The organism is Streptomyces katrae (assembly GCF_002028425.1).
GTDB classification, from domain to species: domain Bacteria; phylum Actinomycetota; class Actinomycetes; order Streptomycetales; family Streptomycetaceae; genus Streptomyces; species Streptomyces katrae_A.
In genome coordinates this window covers 370,940-390,168 of sequence record NZ_CP020042.1, presented here as the reverse complement: position 1 = coordinate 390,168, position 19,229 = coordinate 370,940, and the positions used below count along the sequence as shown (strand labels likewise).

Here is a 19,229-nt window from a genome sequence, read left to right as displayed (position 1 = left end):
CGTCGTCCCGCTCCCGGCGAACGGGTGGCGGGCCCGCCTCAGTGCGGTCCGCACCCCGACGGCTCGGCGGGCTCCTCGTCCGCCACCCGCCGCCGCACCTGGTCCTCCTGGGCCAGGCGCCGCAGCAGCTCGAACACCGGGGCGCAGATCGCGAAGACGATGACCGCCCGCTCCGCCAGCGCCACCGGGTCGTCCAGGCACTCCGCCCGTTCCAGGTCCAGCCGGGCCACCGACTCGGCCAGCCGCGCGTACGCGGCCAGCTCGCCCGGCGCGTACCGGGCGTCCAGCCGGTGCAGCTCGCCCAGGGCCGTCGTCAGCCCCTGGACGTGCGGCGAGGTGGCGGGCGCCCGCCAGTCGAGGGCCGCCAGCAGCTCCGCCACCTCGGCCCCGGCGGCCTCCTCGGCCTCCTTCGCCGCCGCATCCCCGTCCCCGTCCTCGTCCGTTCCGCCCGGGGAGGAGGAGGCCACCGGCACCGGGAGGGCGTAGCTGATCGCCCCGAGCGCGCCCTCCGTGGTGTGGGCCTGGTCGACCGCGCCGAGCACCTCGCGGGTGGCGGCGATGGACAGTCCGCCGAGCGTGGTCAGCGCCTTGATCAGCCGCAGCCGTTCCGCGTGCTCCTCCCCGTACTCGGCGAGGGTCGCGGCGGTCGCCCGGCCCGCGGGCAGCAGGCCCTGGCGCCGGAAGTACTTGATGCTGGCGACCGGCACGCCGGTCCGCCGGCTGAGCTCCGAGATCTTCATACGGCCTCCCTGCCGGTCATCCGGTCCGGTTTGCCTCACCGGCGATCGCGGCGATTGGACACCACAACAAGATACTGCCAGTATCCAGTAGCTGGATACCAGAAGTATCCAGTTGAGGAACGCGGCCGAAGCAGCAGCCCGCCGCAGCCGCACCGGAAGATCCCGGAGAGTCGATGCCCCACCCCCCGTCCCGTTCCGTGCTCCGCCGACCCCAGCTGTGGATCGGAACGGGGCTCATCGCCGCAGTGGTCTCGATGCTGTTCGCCCTGCTCTACGTGGGCGGCAACGTCAACCCCAGAGGCAACCTGCGTGACCTGCCCGTGGCCCTGGTCAACGCCGACGCCGGCGCCGACGCGGGCGGCCGCCACGTCAAGCTGGGCGAACAGGTCGTCGCCGGCATACGCAAGGCCGCCGAGAACGACAAGAGCATCGACTGGCAGCTGGTCAGCCGCGAGGAGGCCGACAAGCGCCTGGGCAGCGGCAAGGTCTTCGGCGCCCTGGTCATCCCGCAGGACTTCAGCGCGACGGTCACCGCCCTCGGCGCCCCGCAGCCCGCGCCCCAGGGCAAGCAGCCCGTCCCGCCGACGCTGAGCGTGCTGACCAACCAGTCCGCCGGCAGCATCGGCTCCTCGATGTCCTCCCAGGCCGCCCAGAAGGCCGCCCACGCCGCCTCCGCCCAGATCGGCCAGGAACTCCTCAAGCAGGCCGCCGCCCAGAAGGCCCAGCTGCCGACGGCCGCCCAGCTCCAGCTCGCCGACCCGGTCACCGTGACCGTCACCGACGGCCACCCGCTCGGCGCCCGCAGCGCCATGGGCCTGAGCGCGTTCTACTACGCCCTGGTCCTGGTCGTCTGCGGCATGCTCGGCGCCAACCTGGTCAACTCCCAGGTCGACACCGCGCTCGGCTACCTGCACACCGACTTCGGCCCCTTCCGCAAGCGCGAGCCCGTCCAGCACACCAGCCGCGTGCGCACCCTGGCCATCGGCATCGCGCTGATGCTCGGCCTGTCCCTCGTGATGGGCTCCCTCGTCGAGGCCGCCACCGTCGGGATCCTCGACATGGACGCCTCCCACCTGGGCCACCTGTGGCTCTACTCGGTCTGCACCATCGCCGTCGTCGGCATCGGCAGCCTCGCCCTCTTCGCCGCCTTCGGCACCCCCGGCATGCTGCTGGCCACCATCGTCTTCGTCGCCATGGCCGTCCCCTCCTCCGGCGCCACCGTCCCCCTCCAGGCACTCCCCGGCTTCTTCCGCGGGCTCTCCGAGTTCGAGCCGCTGCGCCAGATCACCGAGGGCATGCGCTCCCTGCTCTACTACGGCGCCCAGGCCGACGCGGGCCTGACCCGGGCCTGGACCTCCCTGGGCATCGCCCTCGTCGCCGCACTGGCCTTCGGCTTCGCCGTCACCGCCTTCTACGACCGCCGGGGCCTGCACCGCATCCCGCGGCCCGAAGGGGAGAACGACACCCCGGCCGCTCCCGCCACGGCGGAGCCCGCCACGGCCTGAGCCGCCCGCCGCGCCACACGTTCCGGAGCGCCGGCCCGCCGTCGAAGAGACGGGGGCCGGCGCTCCGGCGTACCCGGGGAAGGGGCCCTTCAGGGCAACGGGCCGTCCCGCACCGCCCGGATCCTTGGAATGAACGGTTCCGCACGGTACCCCTGGCAGGGCGTACGCGCGCACCCCCAGGCCCCCGGCCCGGCCGGACCGTCAGCGGGGCCCGCGCGCCCCACCCACGGCAGGAGCGCCCCATGACCACAGGCTGGAACCCCCACCCGCCGCAGCCCGGCCTGCCGCCGGCCGAACACCTGCCGGAGCTCGACGTCCCGCCGCCCGGCCGCCAGCGGCGCTGGACGGTCCTGCTGCGCTTCCTCCTGCTCCTGCCCCAGTTCATCGTCACGGCCCTCCTCGGCATCGCCGCCTTCTTCGTGACGGTCGTCGGCTGGTTCGCCGCCCTGTTCACGGGCCGCCTCCCGGCCGGCATCGCGGACTTCCTCGGCGGCTACCTGGCGTACGAGACCCGGGTGACCGCGAGTGCGATGCTGCTGGTCGACCACTACCCGCCCTTCTCCTTCGACGGGCAGGGCCACCCCGCCCGGATCGAACTGCGCCCCGGTGAGCTCAACCGGCTGGCCGTGCTGTTCCGGATCGTCCTGATGATTCCGGCGGCGATCGTGACCAGCCTCCTGCAGTACGGCCTGGCCGCCGTCTCCTGGGTGTTCTGGCTGATCACACTGGTGCTGGGGCGCATGCCCGTACCCGTCTTCGGTGCCGTCGCCGCGGTGGTGCGCTTCCGCATGCGCTACCAGGCGTACGTGATGATGCTGACCTCCGCCTACCCCAAGCGCCTCTTCGGCGACGGTCCGCCCGCGGGACAGCCCCTCACCCCGGGCCCGGCCCAGGCCCCGGTCGCGCCCTCGGCCCCGGCCGCGCCCTCGGCCACCCGGCCCCTGCTCCTCGGCACACCGGCCAAGGTGCTGGTCGTCCTCATGCTGGTCCTCGGCCTCCTCGGGACGGGCGTCTCCCAGACGGTCCAGCTCCGCCAGGAGCGCTGGGACTCCGGAGCCGCGGCCGCGGCCGCAGCAGCCGTACGGGGAGCCGCAACCGCGCCGATCCGGACAAGCTGAATGGCCTCCAGGTGTACGCGCGGTGCGCACCCCCAGGTCAGCGGCCCCGCCCGCGCGGCCGAAGCGGTGATCACACCCCGTTCCCGACCGGACACGGAGCGAGCGCACCCCGGCTGAGCTGCCCGAACACCCCCGCGCTATCCGATATTCGAACAGGCTGTCCGTAAATAGGTCATGGACATGCGCCCTACCTTCGCATCCGACAGACTCGGCCCCATCGAGGCGCGGCAACGCAACCAAATGCCGCGCAAAACCTTCGTATCGAAAGCGAGTCTTGTCGTGCGCTACCGCTTCGCTGCTGTCCCCGCCGCCGCCCTCCTGTGCCTGGCCGGCGCCACCGGCATGGCGGAGGCAAAGCCGACCAGCCTGTACGCCCCCTCCGCCATGGTCTTCTCCATCACCCAGGGCGACGACGCCGCCGGCGCCACGGTCCTGCGCGCCGCCACCCTCAGCTGCATGCCGTCGGCGCAGGGCACGCACCCCGACCCCAAGGCCGCCTGTACCGCCCTGAACTCCACCGGCGGCTCCTTCGACCGCCTCCTCGCCGCCCCGGACACCGGCCGCGCCTGCCCGATGCACTACGCCCCGGTGACCGTCACCGCCGACGGCGTCTGGCAGGGCAGCCGCGTCTCCTGGAAGCACACCTTCTCCAACACCTGCGCCATGTCCGCGACCCTCAACGGCAACGCCGTCTTCGCGTTCTGACCCGCGCCGCAGAACCCGTCCGGCCGTCGCCGTGCCCCGCGCGACGGCCGGGCACGGCGACGGCCGCCACCCGTCACGCCCGGTGGTACCGGTGGACGTGCGCGAGTTCCAGGAAGCGGTGGAGGTCGTACGCCGCCTCCAGCGCACACACGCTGGTCGCCGCCAGCAGGACCGCCGCCGAGGCCAGCAGCAGGGGCCGGCTCCGGGGCGCGGGGGCGAGGAGGGCGGCCACACGCCGCGGCACCATGCCGGGCCCCGGCCGGCGCCCCAGGATCCCCAGGGCCGCGGAGGGGATCCGGCGCGCGGCGCGGCCGCGCTTGGCGGCGACGGCCGCGCGGGCGACCGTCTCGGCGACCGCGCGGCGGCTGCCGCACCGCTGCGCGGCGTGCTCGTCGGCCCACCGCTCGACGGTGTAGGCGACGGCGCCCGCCAGGGGGCGCAGCAGCGGGTTGGCGGCCGCGGCCAGCTGCGTGAGGGAGACGAACGCGTAGTGGTGGTGGCGCAGATGGGCCTGCTCGTGGCTGAGGAGGATCTCGCGCCCGGCCGGGTCGAGGGCGTCGAGCATCCCGTGGGAGATGACGATCCGCCCCGGCAGCCCCGGCACGGCATACGCGTCTGCCCCCGGGTCGTCCGTGACGACGACCGGCCCCGGGCCCGGCATGCAGGCCGCTTCGAGCGCCGCGGCCCACAGCGCGCCCGCCCGCCGCGCGGCCAGCCGGACGGCGGCCAGGACGGCGAGGGCCAGCAGGACGGCGCCCGCGAGCGCTGCGGGCCACCCGGCGGGATCCTGCCGGGCGATCACCTGCGGCGAGTAGCCCTTCAGGGCGTCGACCAGCGGGATGCGCACCAGCCCGGCCAGTGCCAGCAGACCCAGGACCAGCGTGCTGGAGGCGGCCAGCACCAGACCGGCCGCGGTCAGCAGCCAGGTCGCCAGCCGGGGCTCCAGGCGGCGGGCCAGCGGCTGAGCGCTCAGTCCCGCCAGGGCGGGGAAGAGCAGGGGGAGGTAGACGGCCAGGTGCATCGCTGGGGACCGCTCCTATCCCTCGGGGCCCAGCAGGCGGCGCAGCAGTTCCTCGTCGTCGTCCGACAGCTCGTCGACGAAACGGGTCAGCACCGAGGCGCGGTCGCTGCCGCCCTCCATGACCCGGTGCATCTGCCGGGCGGTCAGCCCGGGCTCGTCCGTGACCGGCGCGTAGGCGTAGCTGCGCCCCCGCGGGGTGCGCTCCAGGACACCGCGCGCGTGCAGCCGCGCCAGGGTGGTGGCCACCGTGGTGTGGGCGGGGGCGGCCGTGAGCCGTCCGGCCACCTCGCCGGGGGTGAGGGCCCGGCCCGCGCCGTGCAGGACGGCGATGACCTCGCTCTCCAGGGCCCCGTTCGCCCGCCGTGCGCCGCCGCCCCGGCCCGCGGGCTCCTCGCGCGTGCCCACCGTCGCTTCCTTCCGTCCGCCTGTCGTCCGTCCGCCTGTCGTCCGTCGTCCGTCGTCGGTCGTCCGGCGTCCGGGATCCAGAGTAACTTCTATTCGCGAATAGAAGTTACTCTGTCCGTCGCGTGCGTCCGGACAGGATGCCCGATGCCCCGTTGAACCCAACCGAAGGTGAAGGCACGTGAGCGCGATCAGTGTGGGCCAGGCCGTAGTCCTGGGCGTCGTGGAGGGGGTGACGGAGTTCCTGCCGGTCTCCTCCACCGGCCACCTCAAGATCACCGAAGGGCTGATGGACATCCCCGTCGACGACAAGTCCGTCGTCGCCTTCACCGCCGTGATCCAGGTCGGCGCCATCGCGGCCGTCCTGACCTACTTCTCCAAGGACATCGCGCGGATCGTCACCGCCTGGGGGCGCGGGCTCGTCAACCGCGAGGAGCGCTACCACCACGACTACAAGTTCGCCTGGTGGGTCATCTACGCCACCATCCCGATCGTCGTCGTCGGCCTCGCCGCCAAACCCCTCATCGAGGGGCCGCTGGCCTCCCTGTGGGTGGTCGCCGGCTCGCTCATCGCCGGCAGCGGCCTGATGTGGGCGGCCGACCAGATGGGCCGCCACAAGCGCGGCGAGGACGACACCTCCCTCAAGGACGCCATGCTCGTCGGCTCCTCACAGATCCTCGCCCTCCTCTTCCCCGGCTTCTCCCGCTCCGGCGCCACCATGTCCACCGGCCTGATCCTGGACCTGGAACGCGTCGCGGCCACCCGCCTGTCCTTCTTCCTGGGCATCCCGGCCCTCACCGGGGCGGGCCTGTACGAACTCAAGGACGCCCTCGGCGCCGGCGTGGACACCCTCCCGCTGGTCGTCGGCACCGTCGTGTCCTTCGTCGTCGCCTACGCCTCGATCGCCTGGCTGCTGAAGTTCGTCGCCAAGCACTCCTTCAACGCCTTCGTCGCCTACCGGATCGTCATCGGCCTGCTCCTCTTCGGCCTCCTGGGCACAGGAGTCCTGACCGCCTGAACCCCGCCCCCGTCGCCCGCCCCACCGCCCCCGGCCGCCCGCGCGACCGGGGGCGGCGGACGTCCCGGGCGGGGAGGCCACGGCGCGGCGGACCGCCGCCATCCGGCCCATGGGCGCGACCGGGAGCCCGGCACCCACAGGTGCCCGTCGGAGCGCCTAGTTCCGCAAGTACGCCGCTTCCGAGATGATGTGCGCTCGTCATCCCCGGCGGAAAGGAAGGCACATGGCCACCGTGTGGTCAGGGCAGGGCGCATTCCGTCGCAAGCCGATCGAGCACATCGAAGAGCCCGAAGGCGCACCCAGCGAGCGCCTCACCCGCACCCTCGGCCTGTGGCAGCTCACGGCCATCGGCGTCGGCGGCATCATCGGCGCCGGCATCTTCACCCTCGCCGGAACGGTCGCCAACGGCGTCGCCGGACCGGCCGTGCTCGTCTCCTTCCTCATTGCCGGCATCGCCAGTGCCGCCGCCGCGTTCTCCTACGCGGAGTTCGCCGGCCTGATCCCCAAGGCCGGCTCCGCCTACACCTACGGATACGCCGTCCTCGGCGAACTGGCCGGCTGGTTCATCGGCTGGGACCTGCTCCTGGAGTACACGGCCATCGTCGCCGTGGTCGCCATCGGCATCTCCGGCTACTTCAACTTCCTCCTGGAGGAGACCGGCGCCTCCCTGCCCACCTGGATGCTCGGAGCCCCGGGCACCGGCGAAGGACACCGCTTCGACCTCATCGCGGCCGTCCTGTGCCTGTTCACGGCCTACCTGCTCACCCTGGGCATCAAGAACGCGGCCCGCTTCGAGACGGTCGTGGTCGGCCTCAAGGTGCTGGTGGTGCTCCTCGTCATCATCGTCGGCTTCTTCCACATCAAGGCCGGCAACTACACCCCCTTCTTCCCCTTCGGCGTGGGCGGCGCCTTCACCGGAGCCGCCACCGTCTTCTTCGCCGTCTTCGGCTACGACGCGATGAGCACGGCCGCCGAGGAGTCCAAGGACGCGCAACGGCACATGCCCCGGGCGATCATCTACTCCCTCGCCATCGCCATGGTGCTGTACGTCCTCGCCTGCCTGGTCCTGACGGGCATGCAGAAGTACACCGACATCGACCCGGAGAGCGGCTTCTCCAGCGCCTTCAAAGCGGCCGGACTGCCCGTCGTCGCCGACATCATCGCCGTCGGCGCCATCATCGGCATCCTCACCGTGATGTTCACCTTCATGCTCGGCGTGACCCGCGTGTGGTTCTCGATGAGCCGTGACGGACTGCTGCCGCGCTGGTTCGCCAAGACCCACCCGACCCGCCACGTCCCCACCCGCGTCACCTGGATCGTCGGCGTGGCCTCCGCCGTCATCGCGGGCTTCGTCCCGATCGGCGAAGCCGCCGAACTCACCAACATCGGCATCCTGCTCGCCTTCGCCGTCGTGTGCACCTCGGTCATCGTCCTGCGCTACCGGCGCCCCGATCTGCCCCGCTCCTTCCGCACCCCGCTGATGCCCGTCCTGCCCGCCGTCGGCGTCATCGCCTCGATCTGGCTCATCACCTACCTGCGCGTGGAGACCTGGATCCGCTTCGTGGTCTGGTTCCTCGTCGGTCTCGTCATCTACTTCGGCTACTCCTACCGCAACTCGCGCCTGGCCCGGCCCACGGGCACGCCCGGCAGCGGGGGCCTGCCCGAATAGGACACGCGCCCCCGGCCGCCCCACCCCTCAGAGGCTGATGGAGCGGAACTCCTCCAGCACGGTGAACCCGGTGCTGTCGTACAGGCCCATCGCGACCTCGTTGCCACCGAAGACGTTGAACATCAGCGCCTCGTCACCGCCCTGCCGGGCGGCCCACTCGCCCACGGCCATCGCGGCCCGGCCGTAGCCCCTGCCACGGTGCTCCTCGTACACCTCCAGGGAGAAACCGAAGGTGACGCCCGGCAGGTAGCCGTGGTTGACCCAGCCGCTGCCGACCGCCTCACCGCCGGCCTCCAGCACGTAGAACGCGTGCCCCGGCGTCAGGTAGCCCTGCGGCAGCTGTTCGGCGAAGTCCCGGTCGGACTTCTCCTGGGCCTGCTGCGGCGTCAGCGCCCCGGCCCGGACGATGTCGGCCACGTACGAGGCCGCCTCGCGCGCGTACCAGTGGGGATACTCCTCCTCGCGCAGCCGCCGGACCGTCAGACCAGGCGGCAGTACGGGCCGTTCGGCCACCGCGCGGATCCGGTTCTGCCCCCGTACGGGGTAGTCGGCGAAGGCTCCCGGCCCACCCGTGAGCCGGACGACCACCCGCTCGGCCCCCTGCTCCGCACACCACCGCTCGGCCCACGCCCGGCCCTGCGCCGCCGTCAGGTCGTGTATCCGCCCCACTCTGGCCCCGTCCTCGTCGGTCACCCCGACGGCCACCCACCCCGTGCCGTCCGTGGCCAGCGTCCAGTCCTCGACGCCCCTCACGGCCCGTTCCAGCAGGGCCTGGGCCAGGGGCTGCGAGCACCCCGCGTCCCGGTAGGCGGCCAGCAGCCGCTCCTCGAACCCGCCCCGCCACTCGCCCTGTTCGGCGACGATCTCCATCTCGGTCATCCGTCCAGCCTAGCCAGCGGCACCGACAGAGCCCCCGGGGCCGGCGGACGTGGACGACGGCCCCGCCCGGACGTGGTGCTCGCCGGACGGGACCGTCTGAACGGCCGGGGGCCGCGTGGATCAGGCGTTGACGCAGGTGTTGCCCGCCGCCGGGTTGAGCAGGCCGATCACGTTGATCGTGTTGCCGCACACGTTGATCGGGATGTGGATCGGAACCTGGACGACGTTCCCGGACAGCACGCCCGGGGAGCCGATGGCGGCACCGTTGGCGTTGGCGTCGGCAACGGCGGAACCGGTGGCGCCGAGGATGCCGACAGCAGCCAGCACGGTGGCGGCGAACGCAGTGCGAATACGCATGTCACTCCAAAGTCGATGACGGACGTCGAACCAGGATCACACCGCCTACGCGGCCCTTTCGCCCGGCATTCACCTGACCAACGGCGTGTCACGGTGAATCCGCGACACGCCGCCGCCGATCCGCACACTTCTGCGCGGAACGACCGTTCGACAGGGCGGGCCGGCCGCAGCGGGCGATTTCCGGCGATGCCCGCGGCAATTGCATTCGGGTGGCAATCATCCGTTCTCCCGCTCGTTCATTCACCTTGGCAGGCGGAATTGACGGCCGGGCCGGGAGGGTGTGCGGGGGGTGGCGGGAGCTCCGCAGCACCGATACTCTTTTACAGCACGCCCATAGAGCTCGGGATTTCCGGGAGCCTCTATCGGGTGGCGTTAATTGGCCCGGCTATAGCGGGCGGTGCCCGTCCAGATGCGTTCCAGCCGGACGCGGGTGCCGGGTCGGGGAGCGTGCCAGATCTTGTCGTGGCCCGCATAGATGCCGACGTGGCTCATGGTTCCCCCGGTGGGGAAGAAGACCAGATCTCCTGGTGCGCGCTGGGTGCGCGAGATGTGGTCGGTGCTCTCGTACTGGGCCTCCGCGGTGCGGGGGAGTACCCGGCCGGCCACGCGGAAGGCGTAGAGAGTGAGGCCCGAACAGTCGAATTCGGCGGGCCCGGTGGCGCCGTAGACGTAGGGTGCGCCCTTCTTGGACGCGGCGACGGAGACGGCCTTTATGCCGTAGAGGGAGGCGGCCTGTGCGGGGGTGGCCGGGGTGAACAGGGCGGCGGTTACGGACACTGCGAGGAAGAGGGCCCGAGAGCGATGACTCTCCCTGTGTTTTGTTGTCTTGGGCAATCGTGATACCTCCGCATTCAGATACAGGAACAAACCATGATGGTGACTGTTCTCGGTGACTGCGTTACGGCTCCCGACGACGGCCCATTTTGCACGAAATGTTCATGTGTGAGGTGTCGGACACGGCAGGAAATATCTCGGTTGGGCAAAGCAATCCGAGATGATATTCCTTCACTTTGTCCGACCATTGCCCCGGCCGGCGCGGCCGCGCAGACGCACCGAAGCGCGCGTCAGCGACGCGAAACCCCCGGCCACCAGCCGGACCAACCGGCCGGGAAGAGAGAAACAGCCGCCCCGCCCCCGCCGCCCCCTCACCGCCCCAACGCCAGAGCACCCCCGCGCCCCCCCGCCGCCGCGCCCCCTACGCCCCCCGCCCGCCCGTCCTCACGGCGCGAACGGCGGAGCCGGACGCCCCTTGCGGTGGGGCGACAGGAACTCCCGGAACACCCGCGCCGAGCGCGGGTTCTCACCGCACTGCCACACACCGTGCGGGCAGTAGTCCGTGATGCTGTGGTACACCGGCCGGTGATCGGCGATCCACGCCAGCATCCGCCGCATGTACTCCGGGTTGTCACCGTTGCGGAACAGCCCCCACTCCGGGTACGAGATCCGCTTGTGGTGCGCCTTCGCGAACTCGACCTGCTGCCGCAGCCCGTACGGCTGCTCCACCATCTCGTCGAACGAATCCCCCGGAGGCTGGTCGTAGGAGTCCATGCCGACGATGTCCACCACGTCGTCCCCCGGATAGCACTTGGTCCACTCGATCGCGTCCCTGCCCCGGTTGGGAGCGAAGTCGAAGCGGAACCGCTGCCCCTCAGCGGAGCGCATGGCGGCCACGATGCGCCGCCAGTACCGCTTCCAGTTCCCGGGGTCGGGCCGGCACCGGTGGGTGTAGTTGAAACCGTTCATCTCCCACCCCAGCACGATCACGGTGTCCGGCACCCCCAGCCCGACCAGACGCTTGCCCAGCCGCCGGAAATGCTGGTCGAACTCGCCCTCCGCCCCGGAACGGATCAACTCGGCCACCCGCTCGTCCGGCACGTCCGCCTCGTTGCCCTCGAACATCGGCACGTTCAGCACGAACAGCCGATCGTGCCGCTCACCCCGCCACCGCGCCCAGCTGCGCAGGGACTCCGGCGCGCCCTCGATGTTCTCCCAGGTGTCACCGGGCAGATACGTGTGCCCCGCCCGCACCTCCGTCCCCCCGAGCCACCGGGAAAGCCCCTGCATCCGGTCCACCCCCGGCGTGCCGTAGTGGAGGTAGGCGCCCACCGCGACCCCCGGCCCACTGCTGCCGGACGCCCCCCGCGGCGCCGGAGCGCCACCCCCTCCACCGCCGCCGGCGAGCAGCCCCACAACGGCCACGCCCGCGCAGGCGCCGGCCATCCACCGCCCTCTACGGGACATGTCGTCTCCACAAGCCTCGGGAACCGATGTACGTGACAACGACGCTAGACACCCCCACGCACCCCGGCCCGCCCGAGGCCCCGATCCTGCGCCATTCGCGGGACCGGGCCGCCGCGCCCGGATCCGACCGGGTGAACACACCCGACGGCGCGTCCCTTCGGGTGACCGGCGGCCACGGACGGAACCACCACGGCGTCCGACCGCTCCCCTGAGACATGAACGCGAATGAGATCACCATCGAGATCCGGGGCCTGGAATCCGCGGCCGTCAAAGCGGCCGAACAGATCTCCGCCCTGTTCCCCACCACCGTCCCCGCCCCGCCGAGCCCCCTGCGCGCCGGGAACGAGGTACTCGTCCGCATCCGGGCCGACCTCGGCCCCGCCCCCGACGCCGGAGGCTACACGGACACCTGCGCCTGACACCCTCGCGAGCGCGACCCCGAGGCCCGGCCACCGGACCCCGCCGGCCCGCCCCGCAAACCGGCCGCGCAGTGAGACGGGCGGTTCACGGAGCCTCCCGCACGGCGGCCGGGGAGGGCAGGGCAGCCCAGAAAGCACACAGGTGGTCGGCGGCGAAAGAGGCCGAAGGCCCCGTGCGGCCCGGCCCGAGGGTCAGGACCGTGTACCGGCCGGGACGGACCACCGGCCACGCAACCTCACCGGGAAGGAACGGGCTGCCAGTGCGGGCGAACGCCCCCCAGCGCCGTTTCAGACCGTCCGCGAAAGCGCTCTGGGCGGCGGTGAGAGGACGCCCGGCCATGGTGAAGTCGTGCAGGTACGCCAGCTCGGCGCTGTGCGCGTTGGCCATGTCCAGGCCCGGCGGCTGCGCCCCGGCGAGGGTGGGGGAGTCCGGGTCGTCGAACTCGTACGCGTACGTGGGCACCTGCGCGGCGAAGACGCTCGCCGTTTCGTTCGAGGGTGCGGCAGGCGAACCCGGAGTCGGTGAGCACCGCCGACAGCACCTCGAACGGCGTGGACCGTCCCGTCACCGGACAGCGGGCCGGCACCTGCGGCGCCGCCGGCCCGAACAGGGCGGCGATCCGGCCGGTGTACTCCCGTTCCGTCAGGTACGGCTGGGTGCCCGCGACGAAGAACCGTGCCTCGGCCCGGGTACTGCCGATCAGCACCGGCACCTTGTGCCACCGGCCGGCCGCGATCGCCTCGGACGGCTGCGCCGGGAGCAGGCCGTCCCCGAAGGCGGGCCCGGGCACCGGACGGGCGCGGGCTGCCGAGACCAGGGCCGCGACCGGAGCCGCACGCAGGCACCCGGCGCGGGTGGCCGCGTCAGGACAGCCGGCCGCGGCCGCGAACCCCACCGCCGCGTCGGCCGCCTGACCGGAACCGGGGGGCGCCGAGCAGCGAGCAGGGCCCGCTCTGGAGGATGGCGCGCGAGAACAGCCCCGCCGTGTGCGCGGAGGCGAGCATCGCACAGACGGACCCACTGCCGGCGGACTGCCCCCACACGGTGACGTTCGCGGGGTCGCCGCCGAACGCGGCGATGTTCTCGTGCGTCCACCGGCGGCGCGGCGTACGGGACGCCCAGGAACTCCTCCGCCGGCCCTTCGACCCGCCCGGCGAGCCGGCCCTCGCCGATGGCGACGAACGGCGGCGCCGGGGCGACGGCCCCGGCCGCCGGCGGTGCGGACAGGGCCGAGACCGCCGACAGGACGAGGAGAAGGGCCAGAACCTTCGACAGCGGCTTCATGAACGGCGTGAACGGCATGAACGACCTGGGCGTCATGGGCGTCATGGGCGCAGACCTTTCAGCAGCGCCGCGGCCGCGGCGCTGTCCGCCGTCCCGCCGTTCCAGTCGGGGGTGATGGGAGTGACGGACACCCGGTCGGCGCCGACCGCCTCCACATCGCCGCCCCTGCCGGCCGGTGCCGGCACCAGCGCCACGTCCACCTTCCAGGTCCCGTCACCGGAGTCGGTGTAGCGCGCCCCGAGACCCAGCTGCGGATCCTGAGTCGTGACCGACACCCCGCGCGCCGTACCGGTACCGTCCGCGCCGACCACCGGGTGGTTGACGTTCAGGCCGACGTGCTCGGGCAGCAGGCGGCCGCCCCGCGCCCGGTCCCGGAGCCGGTCGATGAGCTTGACCGCGAAGTCCCCGGGGGGCCGCATGGCGTTCAGGATCTGCTGCGGGACGGGGACGGCCAGCTCGCCCGTACTCACCGCGAGGGCGGGCACCCCCCGTTCCAGGGCGGCGACGGCACCGCCGACCGTGCCCGAATGGGTCGCCAGAGCGGCCACGTTGGGACCGAAGTTGGTGCCGGACACCACCAGGTCGCGCGCACGGTCACGGAACACGGCGGCCAGGCCGAAGGACACCGCGTCGCCGGGGGTGCCGTCCACGGCCCACACCCTCGGCTCGGGGTGCTCCACCCGGACGGCCGGGCCACTCATCAGCTTCGTCCCCGCGCCGCTCTGGTTGGTGAGTGGGGCGACGATCGTCACCTCGTGCCCCGCGGCCGTCAGCCGGTCGAACAGCATCCGGATGCCGGGCGCGTCATAGCCGTCGTCATTGGTCAGCAGGATGCGCAGCGGGCCGGACCGGCCGACGGGCCCGGGCAGCGCAGCGGCACTCGCCGGCACCGTGCCGGTCAGGGCCGGAACGCACAGGAGCAGGGCGGCCAGGGGCAGAACTCGCTTACGGCTCACGGATGATCCTTCGATGAGGGAGGGGACGGTGAGGGAAAGGGAGGACAGGAGCGGGACCGGCGTCGTGGGACGGGACGGCGCTGGACGGACGGGCCCGTCAGCGCACCTTGCGGATCGGGACGATGGCCAGCGCACCCAGCAGGGACAGGGCGCCGCCGATGAGGAACAGCGGGCCGTAGCCGCCGAGCGCGGTGACGATGGCGGAGGCGACGAACGGGGCGATGATCTGCGGCCCGGCGTTGGCGATGTTCAGCACACCCATGTCGCGGGCGGCGTCCTCCGCCCGCGGCAGGACCAGCGTGACCACCGCGGTGTCCACCGCCATGAAGCAGCCGAAGGCGAGCCCGTTGAGGGCACTGAACACCAGCATCCCGGTCCAGGTCGGACTGATCACGGGGATCACCATCACGGCCCCGGCGAGGGCCGCGGACACGCCGACGAAGACCTTCCGCCGGTTCCACCGGTCGGACAGCACCCCGCCGAGCACCGTCGACAGCGCCATCGCCCCCATCGACAGCGGCGTCAGCACCGCGATCGCCTCGGCGGGCTCCAGCCCGTCGGGCAGGGCGATGTGGTCGTCGAGGATGTACAGCTGGTAGCCGATGACGGAGAAATAGCCGAGCACCATCAGCGCCCGTCCGATGAACGCCCACCGGAAGTCGTGATCGGCGAGGGCGGACAGGAAGACGGCGATCTTCTCGCGGCGCGAGACCGAGGGCGCGGGCTCGCGCCGCGCCGGCACGTCCCGGCACAGCGCCGTCAGCAGCAGCGCCGCGCCGGCTGCGACCCCGCCGAGGACCAGGTAGCCGGCCGTCAGCCGGCCCGCGGTCTGCGAGGCGATCATCACCCCGACGGTCCCGCCGACGGGCAGCGCCAGTCCCACCACGGCAGACGCGGTACCGCGGCGGGAAACGGGGACGCGGTCGGGCACGATCGCGGTGACGGCGGCCTGGTAGACGTTCATCGTCGCCTGCACCAGGCACCACCCGATGCCCACCCACAGCGCGGTCCGCGCACCGCCGAGGAACGCCATGCCGGCGAGCGAGGCCAGCGCGCCACCGAGGATCCAGGGGTTCCGGCGGCCGGTCCGGTCGGACAGCGCGCCGGCGATGGGGTTGAACACGGTGCCGAAAACCGCGCTCGCACCGCCACCGCCCCGAGGATGGCGACCTTGTGCGCCGGGTCGATGTCCGCGATCTGCGTGGGGAGCAGCACGGAGCCGACGCCCATGTACAGGGCGAACATGGAGGAGTTCGCGAGCAGGAGCAGCAGCAGGAGGCCGCGCCCGCGGCTCTCCGGAGCCGCCGGGGGCGCCTCCGGCTGCATCAGTTCATCAGCTGTCACGGTGACCACCGGGGGAGAGGGGCGCGTGGAGCGCACGGCGGGGGACTGGGGGGAGCGCCGGGACGACGGACGTGTTCGCGCTACGGCGGCCGCAGGCCGAAAAGCGGCATACCAGGCCTACGGAACGCCATTGAGTTACACGTGTTATCACTGGCTTGCTGCATTGTGTAGCAGCCGTGGCAGGCTGTTGGATAGGCCCAGTAACCATTAGAATGACGACCGTGACCGACGGAATGTGGCCCATCTCGTTACACGTGTACCTACTCGCGGGTCGCACTTGCATCCGCCACTCCGACGGTCCAGGGTGGCCGGAAATAGCCGCGCCGCAGCCGCCATGCGCAACGCCCGGCGGGCCGGGCGGCCGCCGCCCAGGCCGCCCCCGTGTCCGCTTCCCAGCTCCCTTCCCGGAGGTCAGCCGTGCCCCCGTCCCCCCGTGTACACCCACGACGCCACCCGCTCCCGGCTGCCGCAGCCGGCGTCGCCGTCGTGGCGGCCGCCCTGCCTGCCGGGTTCGCCACCCGCGCCGAGGAGACCGGCCTTCCAGGGGCTCGGCGACCACTGCATGAGCGCCTGATACACGCTTCACCGCAGGAAGTGGTGAGCGGGTCCACCCGCGCCCCGGACGTCCTGGGCGGCCCCTTGGGCGTAGTCGTGCCCATGGTCCTGCCGAGCCCTCGCCATCCTGGCCATCCGGGTTACTCGTGTCCTCGGGGGTATGCGGCCTCAACGTCCCCGCGGTCCACCATGTCGAGGACTGCGAGGCCGCGGCGGTGCATGTATCGAATGATTGACGATCGTAGAATTTCCTACATACCCTAAACGTCCCGTGCGGGGCGCCGACACCCGGCACACCCCACCGAGGAGGACGCACATGACGGACGTACCGGGTCAGGCCCCACCCGTCGTACAACTGCCGGCCGGACGGCTGCGCGGGAGCGACGAGGGCGGGATCTGGGTGTTCAAGGGGGTGCCCTACGCGGAACCGCCGGTGGGAGACCTGCGCTGGCGTGCCGCGCGCCCGCACCCGGGCTGGAGTGGCACGCGGGACGCGACGGCCTTCGGACCGGCTTCGCCCCAGCCGTTCCTCGAGGGCGGGGACCCGGTCCTGGGCGGTCACGGCACCCCGCCGTTCGACGAGGACTGCCTCACGCTGAACGTGTGGACACCGGCTCCGGACGACGCCCGGCGGCCCGTGCTCGTCTGGATCCACGGCGGCGGATTCGTCTCCGGATCCGGGGCGTTGCCCATCTACTCCGGAGAAACCTTCGCCCGAAATGGCGACTTGGTGGTCGTCACCCTCAACTACCGTCTCGGCCCCCTCGGTTACCTCTCCTTCGAAGAGGACCGAAACGAGAAGGCGGCCCAAGCGGAGCCGGCCAACCTCTGGTTCACCGACCAGCTGGCCGCCCTCCGCTGGGTCCACGAGAACATCGCCCGCTTCGGTGGGGACCCCGGCAACGTCACGGTCGCCGGCCAGTCGGGCGGAGCCGTCTCGACCGCCGCCCTCGCCGGCCACCCCGAAGCGCGACGGATGTTCCGGCGGGTCATCCTGCAGAGCCCCCCGTTCGGGCTGAACATCCCCACCCGCGACGAATACCGCGAACGCGTCGACGCGTACCGGCGGTACGCAGGGGCCAAAAGCCTGAAGGAACTGCGCGGCCTCCCCTGGGAACGGCTGGCCGAAGCCACCGGGGTGCTCTTCGCGCACACCGCCCGCTGGGGCCACTGGTCCACCCCCTTCCTCCCCGTGCGAGACGGAGTGACGCTCCGGCGGCACCCCGCGCAGACCCTCCTCGAGGAGGCGGCCGCGGACATCGACGTGCTCATCGGCTGGACCCGCGAGGAGGCCAACTTCGCCTTCGCCCTCGACCCGGGCTACGCCGCCATCACGCGGGGCCAGGCACTGGACCGGATCGCACAGGGCTTCGGGCAGGAGGAGGCGGCCGACGTGTACGCCGAGTACGCGCGCACCCGGCCCGGCGCCCGCCCGGTCGGCGTCCTCATGGACCTGATCACGGACGAACTGTTCCGCGTCCCCTCCCTGCAACTGGCCGAGGCCCGGGCTGCCGCGGGGCGGCCCGTCTGGGCCTACCAGTTCGACCTCCCGGCGCCGACCTACGACGGCAGGCTCGCCGCCGCGCACTGCCTCGAACTCCCCTTCGTCTTCGACAACTTCGACAGCTGGTCGCACGCCCCGCTGGTCGCCGGGATCGATCCGGCCCTGGGGAAGGGACTGACGCGCTCCATGCACCGGGCCTGGATCGCCTTCGCCCGCACAGGCGACCCGAACCACGCCGACCTGCCGACATGGCACCGGTATCGGACGGACGCGCGCACCACCATGCGCTTCGACTCCGTCACCCTCCCGGTGGACGACCTGGCCGGCCACGCGCGCCGCCTGCACACCCGGCGGAACGCCGCGGCCGTCGGGTAACGACCGCTACCGAAATCCGGCACGCGACCAGACCTACCCTCCTAGCGCATTACACGTGTAACCTACGAGAGGCCGAGCGCGAGGGCACGGCCCGCCGGCCCCGAGCTCTTGACGGCTCGGGGCCGGCCCCTCGCCCCCTCCGCCCGCTCATCTCAAGCGTGTTGGCCGCCTCAGCCCGGCCCCACCGCGTTCTGCTCCATGAGCTAGGTTCTGTCTCTTTGGTCATCGTCGTGCCCAGATGAGGATGGCGGCGAGATGGAGTGCGGCCTGGTAGGCGATGGCGAGCTTGTCCCTTCGCATGGCCAGGACGCGCCACTGCTTGAACCGGTTGATGCATCGCTTGACCGCGTTGCGCTGCTTGTATGCCTCGGCGTCGACAGCGGGCGGGCGGCCGCCGGTGCGGCCTCGCCGCAGACGGTGACCGCCCTCGTCGGACGGCTGAGGAATGACAGCGCGGGTCCCGCGGCGGCGCATGTGCTTCCGGATCGCGCGGGAGGAATAGGCGCGGTCCGCCAGGACGGCCTCCGGCCGAGTCCTCGGTCTCCCGGGACCGCTACGCGGAAGACGGATGCCTGCCATGACGGTCTCGAAGGCTGGCGCGTCACCCCGCCTGGCCTCCGGTGACGTGGAGGGCCAGAGGCCGTGCACGGCTGTCCCCGGCGAGGTGGACTTTCGTGCTCAGGCCGCCGCGGGACCGCCCGAGCGCGTGGTTGTCAGGCTCGGCCCGGCCCTGCGCCCCTTTTTCCTGGCGCCGGCGGCGTGCTGGTGAGCGCGGCAGACAGTGGAGTCCACCGACACGGTCCAGCCGATGTCGTCAGTGTCGTCGGCTACCGTCAGGAGCGCAGTCAGGATCTGTTCCCAGGTGCCCTCCACGGCCCACCTGATCAGTCGCTTGTGAGCGGTCCGGAACGGGCCCAGCTCGTCCGGAAGGTCCCTCCACCGCGAGCAGGTTCGGTACTTCCGCGCGATGGCCTCAAGGGTGCGGCGGTGGTCGGCCCACCGCTGACCGCGGACCGGATTGGCCGGCATCAGCGGCTTGATCCGGTCCCACATCGCATCAGTGATCATTAAGTGCGTCCGTCAGTAGGTGCTGGTAGCAGGGCAGGCACGGTTCACCCGATCATGGTGTTCTCTTC

At 72.1% G+C, this 19,229-nt stretch carries 17 protein-coding genes and 3 pseudogenes; 7 read left to right on the top strand and 13 right to left on the bottom strand.

The window, feature by feature from the left end:
• Positions 1–38 precede the first annotated feature (38 nt).
• Positions 39–740, bottom strand: a complete 702-nt coding sequence (locus B4U46_RS02045) for a MerR family transcriptional regulator (protein WP_079423504.1) — start codon at positions 738–740, stop codon at positions 39–41.
• 173 nt (positions 741–913) lie between these two features.
• On the opposite strand from B4U46_RS02045, the gene B4U46_RS02040 reads away from it, so the two are divergent.
• The 3 genes from B4U46_RS02040 (at position 914) to B4U46_RS02030 (ending at position 4,068) form a co-directional block, all read left to right on the top strand.
• Positions 914–2,245, top strand: a complete 1,332-nt coding sequence (locus tag B4U46_RS02040) for a YhgE/Pip domain-containing protein (RefSeq protein WP_079423502.1) — start codon at positions 914–916, stop codon at positions 2,243–2,245.
• 242 nt (positions 2,246–2,487) lie between these two features.
• Positions 2,488–3,363, top strand: coding sequence for a DUF4389 domain-containing protein (locus B4U46_RS02035; protein WP_079423499.1), 876 nt, complete (start codon positions 2,488–2,490; stop codon positions 3,361–3,363).
• Between the two features lie 279 nt (positions 3,364–3,642).
• Positions 3,643–4,068: a subtilase-type protease inhibitor gene (locus tag B4U46_RS02030; RefSeq protein WP_237292524.1), complete on the top strand. Its 426-nt coding sequence runs from the start codon at positions 3,643–3,645 to the stop codon at positions 4,066–4,068.
• Between the two features lie 73 nt (positions 4,069–4,141).
• Here B4U46_RS02030 and B4U46_RS02025 read toward each other — a convergent pair whose 3' ends face one another.
• Positions 4,142–5,089 carry a M56 family metallopeptidase gene (locus tag B4U46_RS02025; RefSeq protein WP_079423497.1) on the bottom strand — a complete coding sequence of 316 codons (948 nt, stop codon included), beginning with the start codon at positions 5,087–5,089 and terminating at the stop codon, positions 4,142–4,144.
• A gap of 15 nt (positions 5,090–5,104) precedes the next feature.
• Entirely contained in the window at positions 5,105–5,494 is a 390-nt protein-coding gene (locus B4U46_RS38780) for a BlaI/MecI/CopY family transcriptional regulator (RefSeq protein WP_079423495.1), read from the bottom strand.
• Positions 5,495–5,672: 178 nt separating this feature from the next.
• Between B4U46_RS38780 and B4U46_RS02015 the strand changes: the two genes are divergently transcribed.
• Both B4U46_RS02015 and B4U46_RS02010 read left to right on the top strand, forming a co-directional pair.
• Entirely contained in the window at positions 5,673–6,509 is an 837-nt protein-coding gene (locus B4U46_RS02015; protein WP_079423494.1) for an undecaprenyl-diphosphate phosphatase, read from the top strand.
• Positions 6,510–6,732: 223 nt separating this feature from the next.
• A complete protein-coding gene (locus B4U46_RS02010) occupies positions 6,733–8,178 on the top strand; it encodes an amino acid permease (protein WP_079423492.1) in 1,446 nt (481 codons plus the stop codon).
• Positions 8,179–8,205: 27 nt separating this feature from the next.
• Here the strand turns inward: B4U46_RS02010 and B4U46_RS02005 are convergent, their stop codons facing one another.
• The 4 genes from B4U46_RS02005 to B4U46_RS01990 all read right to left on the bottom strand — a co-directional run bounded on the left by B4U46_RS02005 (position 8,206) and on the right by B4U46_RS01990 (position 11,655).
• The gene (locus B4U46_RS02005) at positions 8,206–9,057 is read right to left on the bottom strand and encodes a GNAT family N-acetyltransferase (RefSeq protein ID WP_079423490.1); all 852 of its coding nucleotides are present in this window, start codon (positions 9,055–9,057) and stop codon (positions 8,206–8,208) included.
• Positions 9,058–9,177: 120 nt separating this feature from the next.
• The gene (locus B4U46_RS02000) at positions 9,178–9,414 is read right to left on the bottom strand and encodes a chaplin (protein ID WP_079423488.1); all 237 of its coding nucleotides are present in this window, start codon (positions 9,412–9,414) and stop codon (positions 9,178–9,180) included.
• A gap of 372 nt (positions 9,415–9,786) precedes the next feature.
• The gene (locus B4U46_RS01995; RefSeq protein ID WP_237292522.1) at positions 9,787–10,191 is read right to left on the bottom strand and encodes a C40 family peptidase; all 405 of its coding nucleotides are present in this window, start codon (positions 10,189–10,191) and stop codon (positions 9,787–9,789) included.
• A gap of 441 nt (positions 10,192–10,632) precedes the next feature.
• Positions 10,633–11,655, bottom strand: coding sequence for a glycosyl hydrolase (locus B4U46_RS01990; RefSeq protein ID WP_107438204.1), 1,023 nt, complete (start codon positions 11,653–11,655; stop codon positions 10,633–10,635).
• Between the two features lie 215 nt (positions 11,656–11,870).
• Between B4U46_RS01990 and B4U46_RS36140 the strand changes: the two genes are divergently transcribed.
• Entirely contained in the window at positions 11,871–12,074 is a 204-nt protein-coding gene (locus B4U46_RS36140) for a hypothetical protein (protein ID WP_100864578.1), read from the top strand.
• 85 nt (positions 12,075–12,159) lie between these two features.
• Here the strand turns inward: B4U46_RS36140 and B4U46_RS36135 are convergent, their stop codons facing one another.
• The 5 genes and pseudogenes from B4U46_RS36135 to B4U46_RS01965 all read right to left on the bottom strand — a co-directional run bounded on the left by B4U46_RS36135 (position 12,160) and on the right by B4U46_RS01965 (position 15,438).
• On the bottom strand, positions 12,160–12,537 hold the full coding sequence (locus B4U46_RS36135; RefSeq protein WP_107438203.1) for a carboxylesterase family protein: 378 nt from the start codon (positions 12,535–12,537) through the stop codon (positions 12,160–12,162).
• 253 nt (positions 12,538–12,790) lie between these two features.
• Positions 12,791–12,970, bottom strand: a pseudogene (locus B4U46_RS40550) (carboxylesterase family protein); the annotation flags it as partial.
• Positions 12,939–13,160: pseudogene (locus tag B4U46_RS01975) on the bottom strand (carboxylesterase family protein); the annotation flags it as partial. The pseudogenes B4U46_RS01975 and B4U46_RS40550, both read right to left, overlap by 32 nt.
• A gap of 240 nt (positions 13,161–13,400) precedes the next feature.
• Positions 13,401–14,315, bottom strand: coding sequence for a 5'/3'-nucleotidase SurE (surE, locus tag B4U46_RS01970; protein WP_159402055.1), 915 nt, complete (start codon positions 14,313–14,315; stop codon positions 13,401–13,403).
• A gap of 97 nt (positions 14,316–14,412) precedes the next feature.
• Positions 14,413–15,438: an MFS transporter gene (locus B4U46_RS01965; RefSeq protein ID WP_237292518.1), complete on the bottom strand. Its 1,026-nt coding sequence runs from the start codon at positions 15,436–15,438 to the stop codon at positions 14,413–14,415.
• Between the two features lie 1,092 nt (positions 15,439–16,530).
• Here B4U46_RS01965 and B4U46_RS01960 point away from each other — a divergent pair.
• Positions 16,531–18,093 carry a carboxylesterase/lipase family protein gene (locus B4U46_RS01960; RefSeq protein WP_079423478.1) on the top strand — a complete coding sequence of 521 codons (1,563 nt, stop codon included), beginning with the start codon at positions 16,531–16,533 and terminating at the stop codon, positions 18,091–18,093.
• Positions 18,094–18,315: 222 nt separating this feature from the next.
• Here the strand turns inward: B4U46_RS01960 and B4U46_RS01955 are convergent.
• A pseudogene (locus B4U46_RS01955) lies at positions 18,316–19,161 on the bottom strand (IS5 family transposase).
• Between the last annotated feature and the right edge of the window lie 68 nt (positions 19,162–19,229).

Excerpts from the sequence above, each read along its gene's own strand:
- B4U46_RS01960 (WP_079423478.1), top strand. The coding sequence starts at position 16,531 with ATGACGGACGTACCGGGTCAGGCCCCACCCGTCGTACAACTGCCGGCC.
- B4U46_RS02035 (WP_079423499.1), top strand. The coding sequence starts at position 2,488 with ATGACCACAGGCTGGAACCCCCACCCGCCGCAGCCCGGCCTGCCGCCG.
- B4U46_RS01990 (WP_107438204.1), bottom strand. The coding sequence starts at position 11,655 with ATGTCCCGTAGAGGGCGGTGGATGGCCGGCGCCTGCGCGGGCGTGGCC.
- B4U46_RS36140 (WP_100864578.1), top strand. The coding sequence starts at position 11,871 with ATGAACGCGAATGAGATCACCATCGAGATCCGGGGCCTGGAATCCGCG.
- B4U46_RS02045 (WP_079423504.1), bottom strand. The coding sequence starts at position 740 with ATGAAGATCTCGGAGCTCAGCCGGCGGACCGGCGTGCCGGTCGCCAGC.
- B4U46_RS02010 (WP_079423492.1), top strand. The coding sequence starts at position 6,733 with ATGGCCACCGTGTGGTCAGGGCAGGGCGCATTCCGTCGCAAGCCGATC.
- B4U46_RS02025 (WP_079423497.1), bottom strand. The coding sequence starts at position 5,089 with ATGCACCTGGCCGTCTACCTCCCCCTGCTCTTCCCCGCCCTGGCGGGA.
- B4U46_RS02000 (WP_079423488.1), bottom strand. The coding sequence starts at position 9,414 with ATGCGTATTCGCACTGCGTTCGCCGCCACCGTGCTGGCTGCTGTCGGC.
- B4U46_RS02040 (WP_079423502.1), top strand. The coding sequence starts at position 914 with ATGCCCCACCCCCCGTCCCGTTCCGTGCTCCGCCGACCCCAGCTGTGG.
- B4U46_RS02005 (WP_079423490.1), bottom strand. The coding sequence starts at position 9,057 with ATGACCGAGATGGAGATCGTCGCCGAACAGGGCGAGTGGCGGGGCGGG.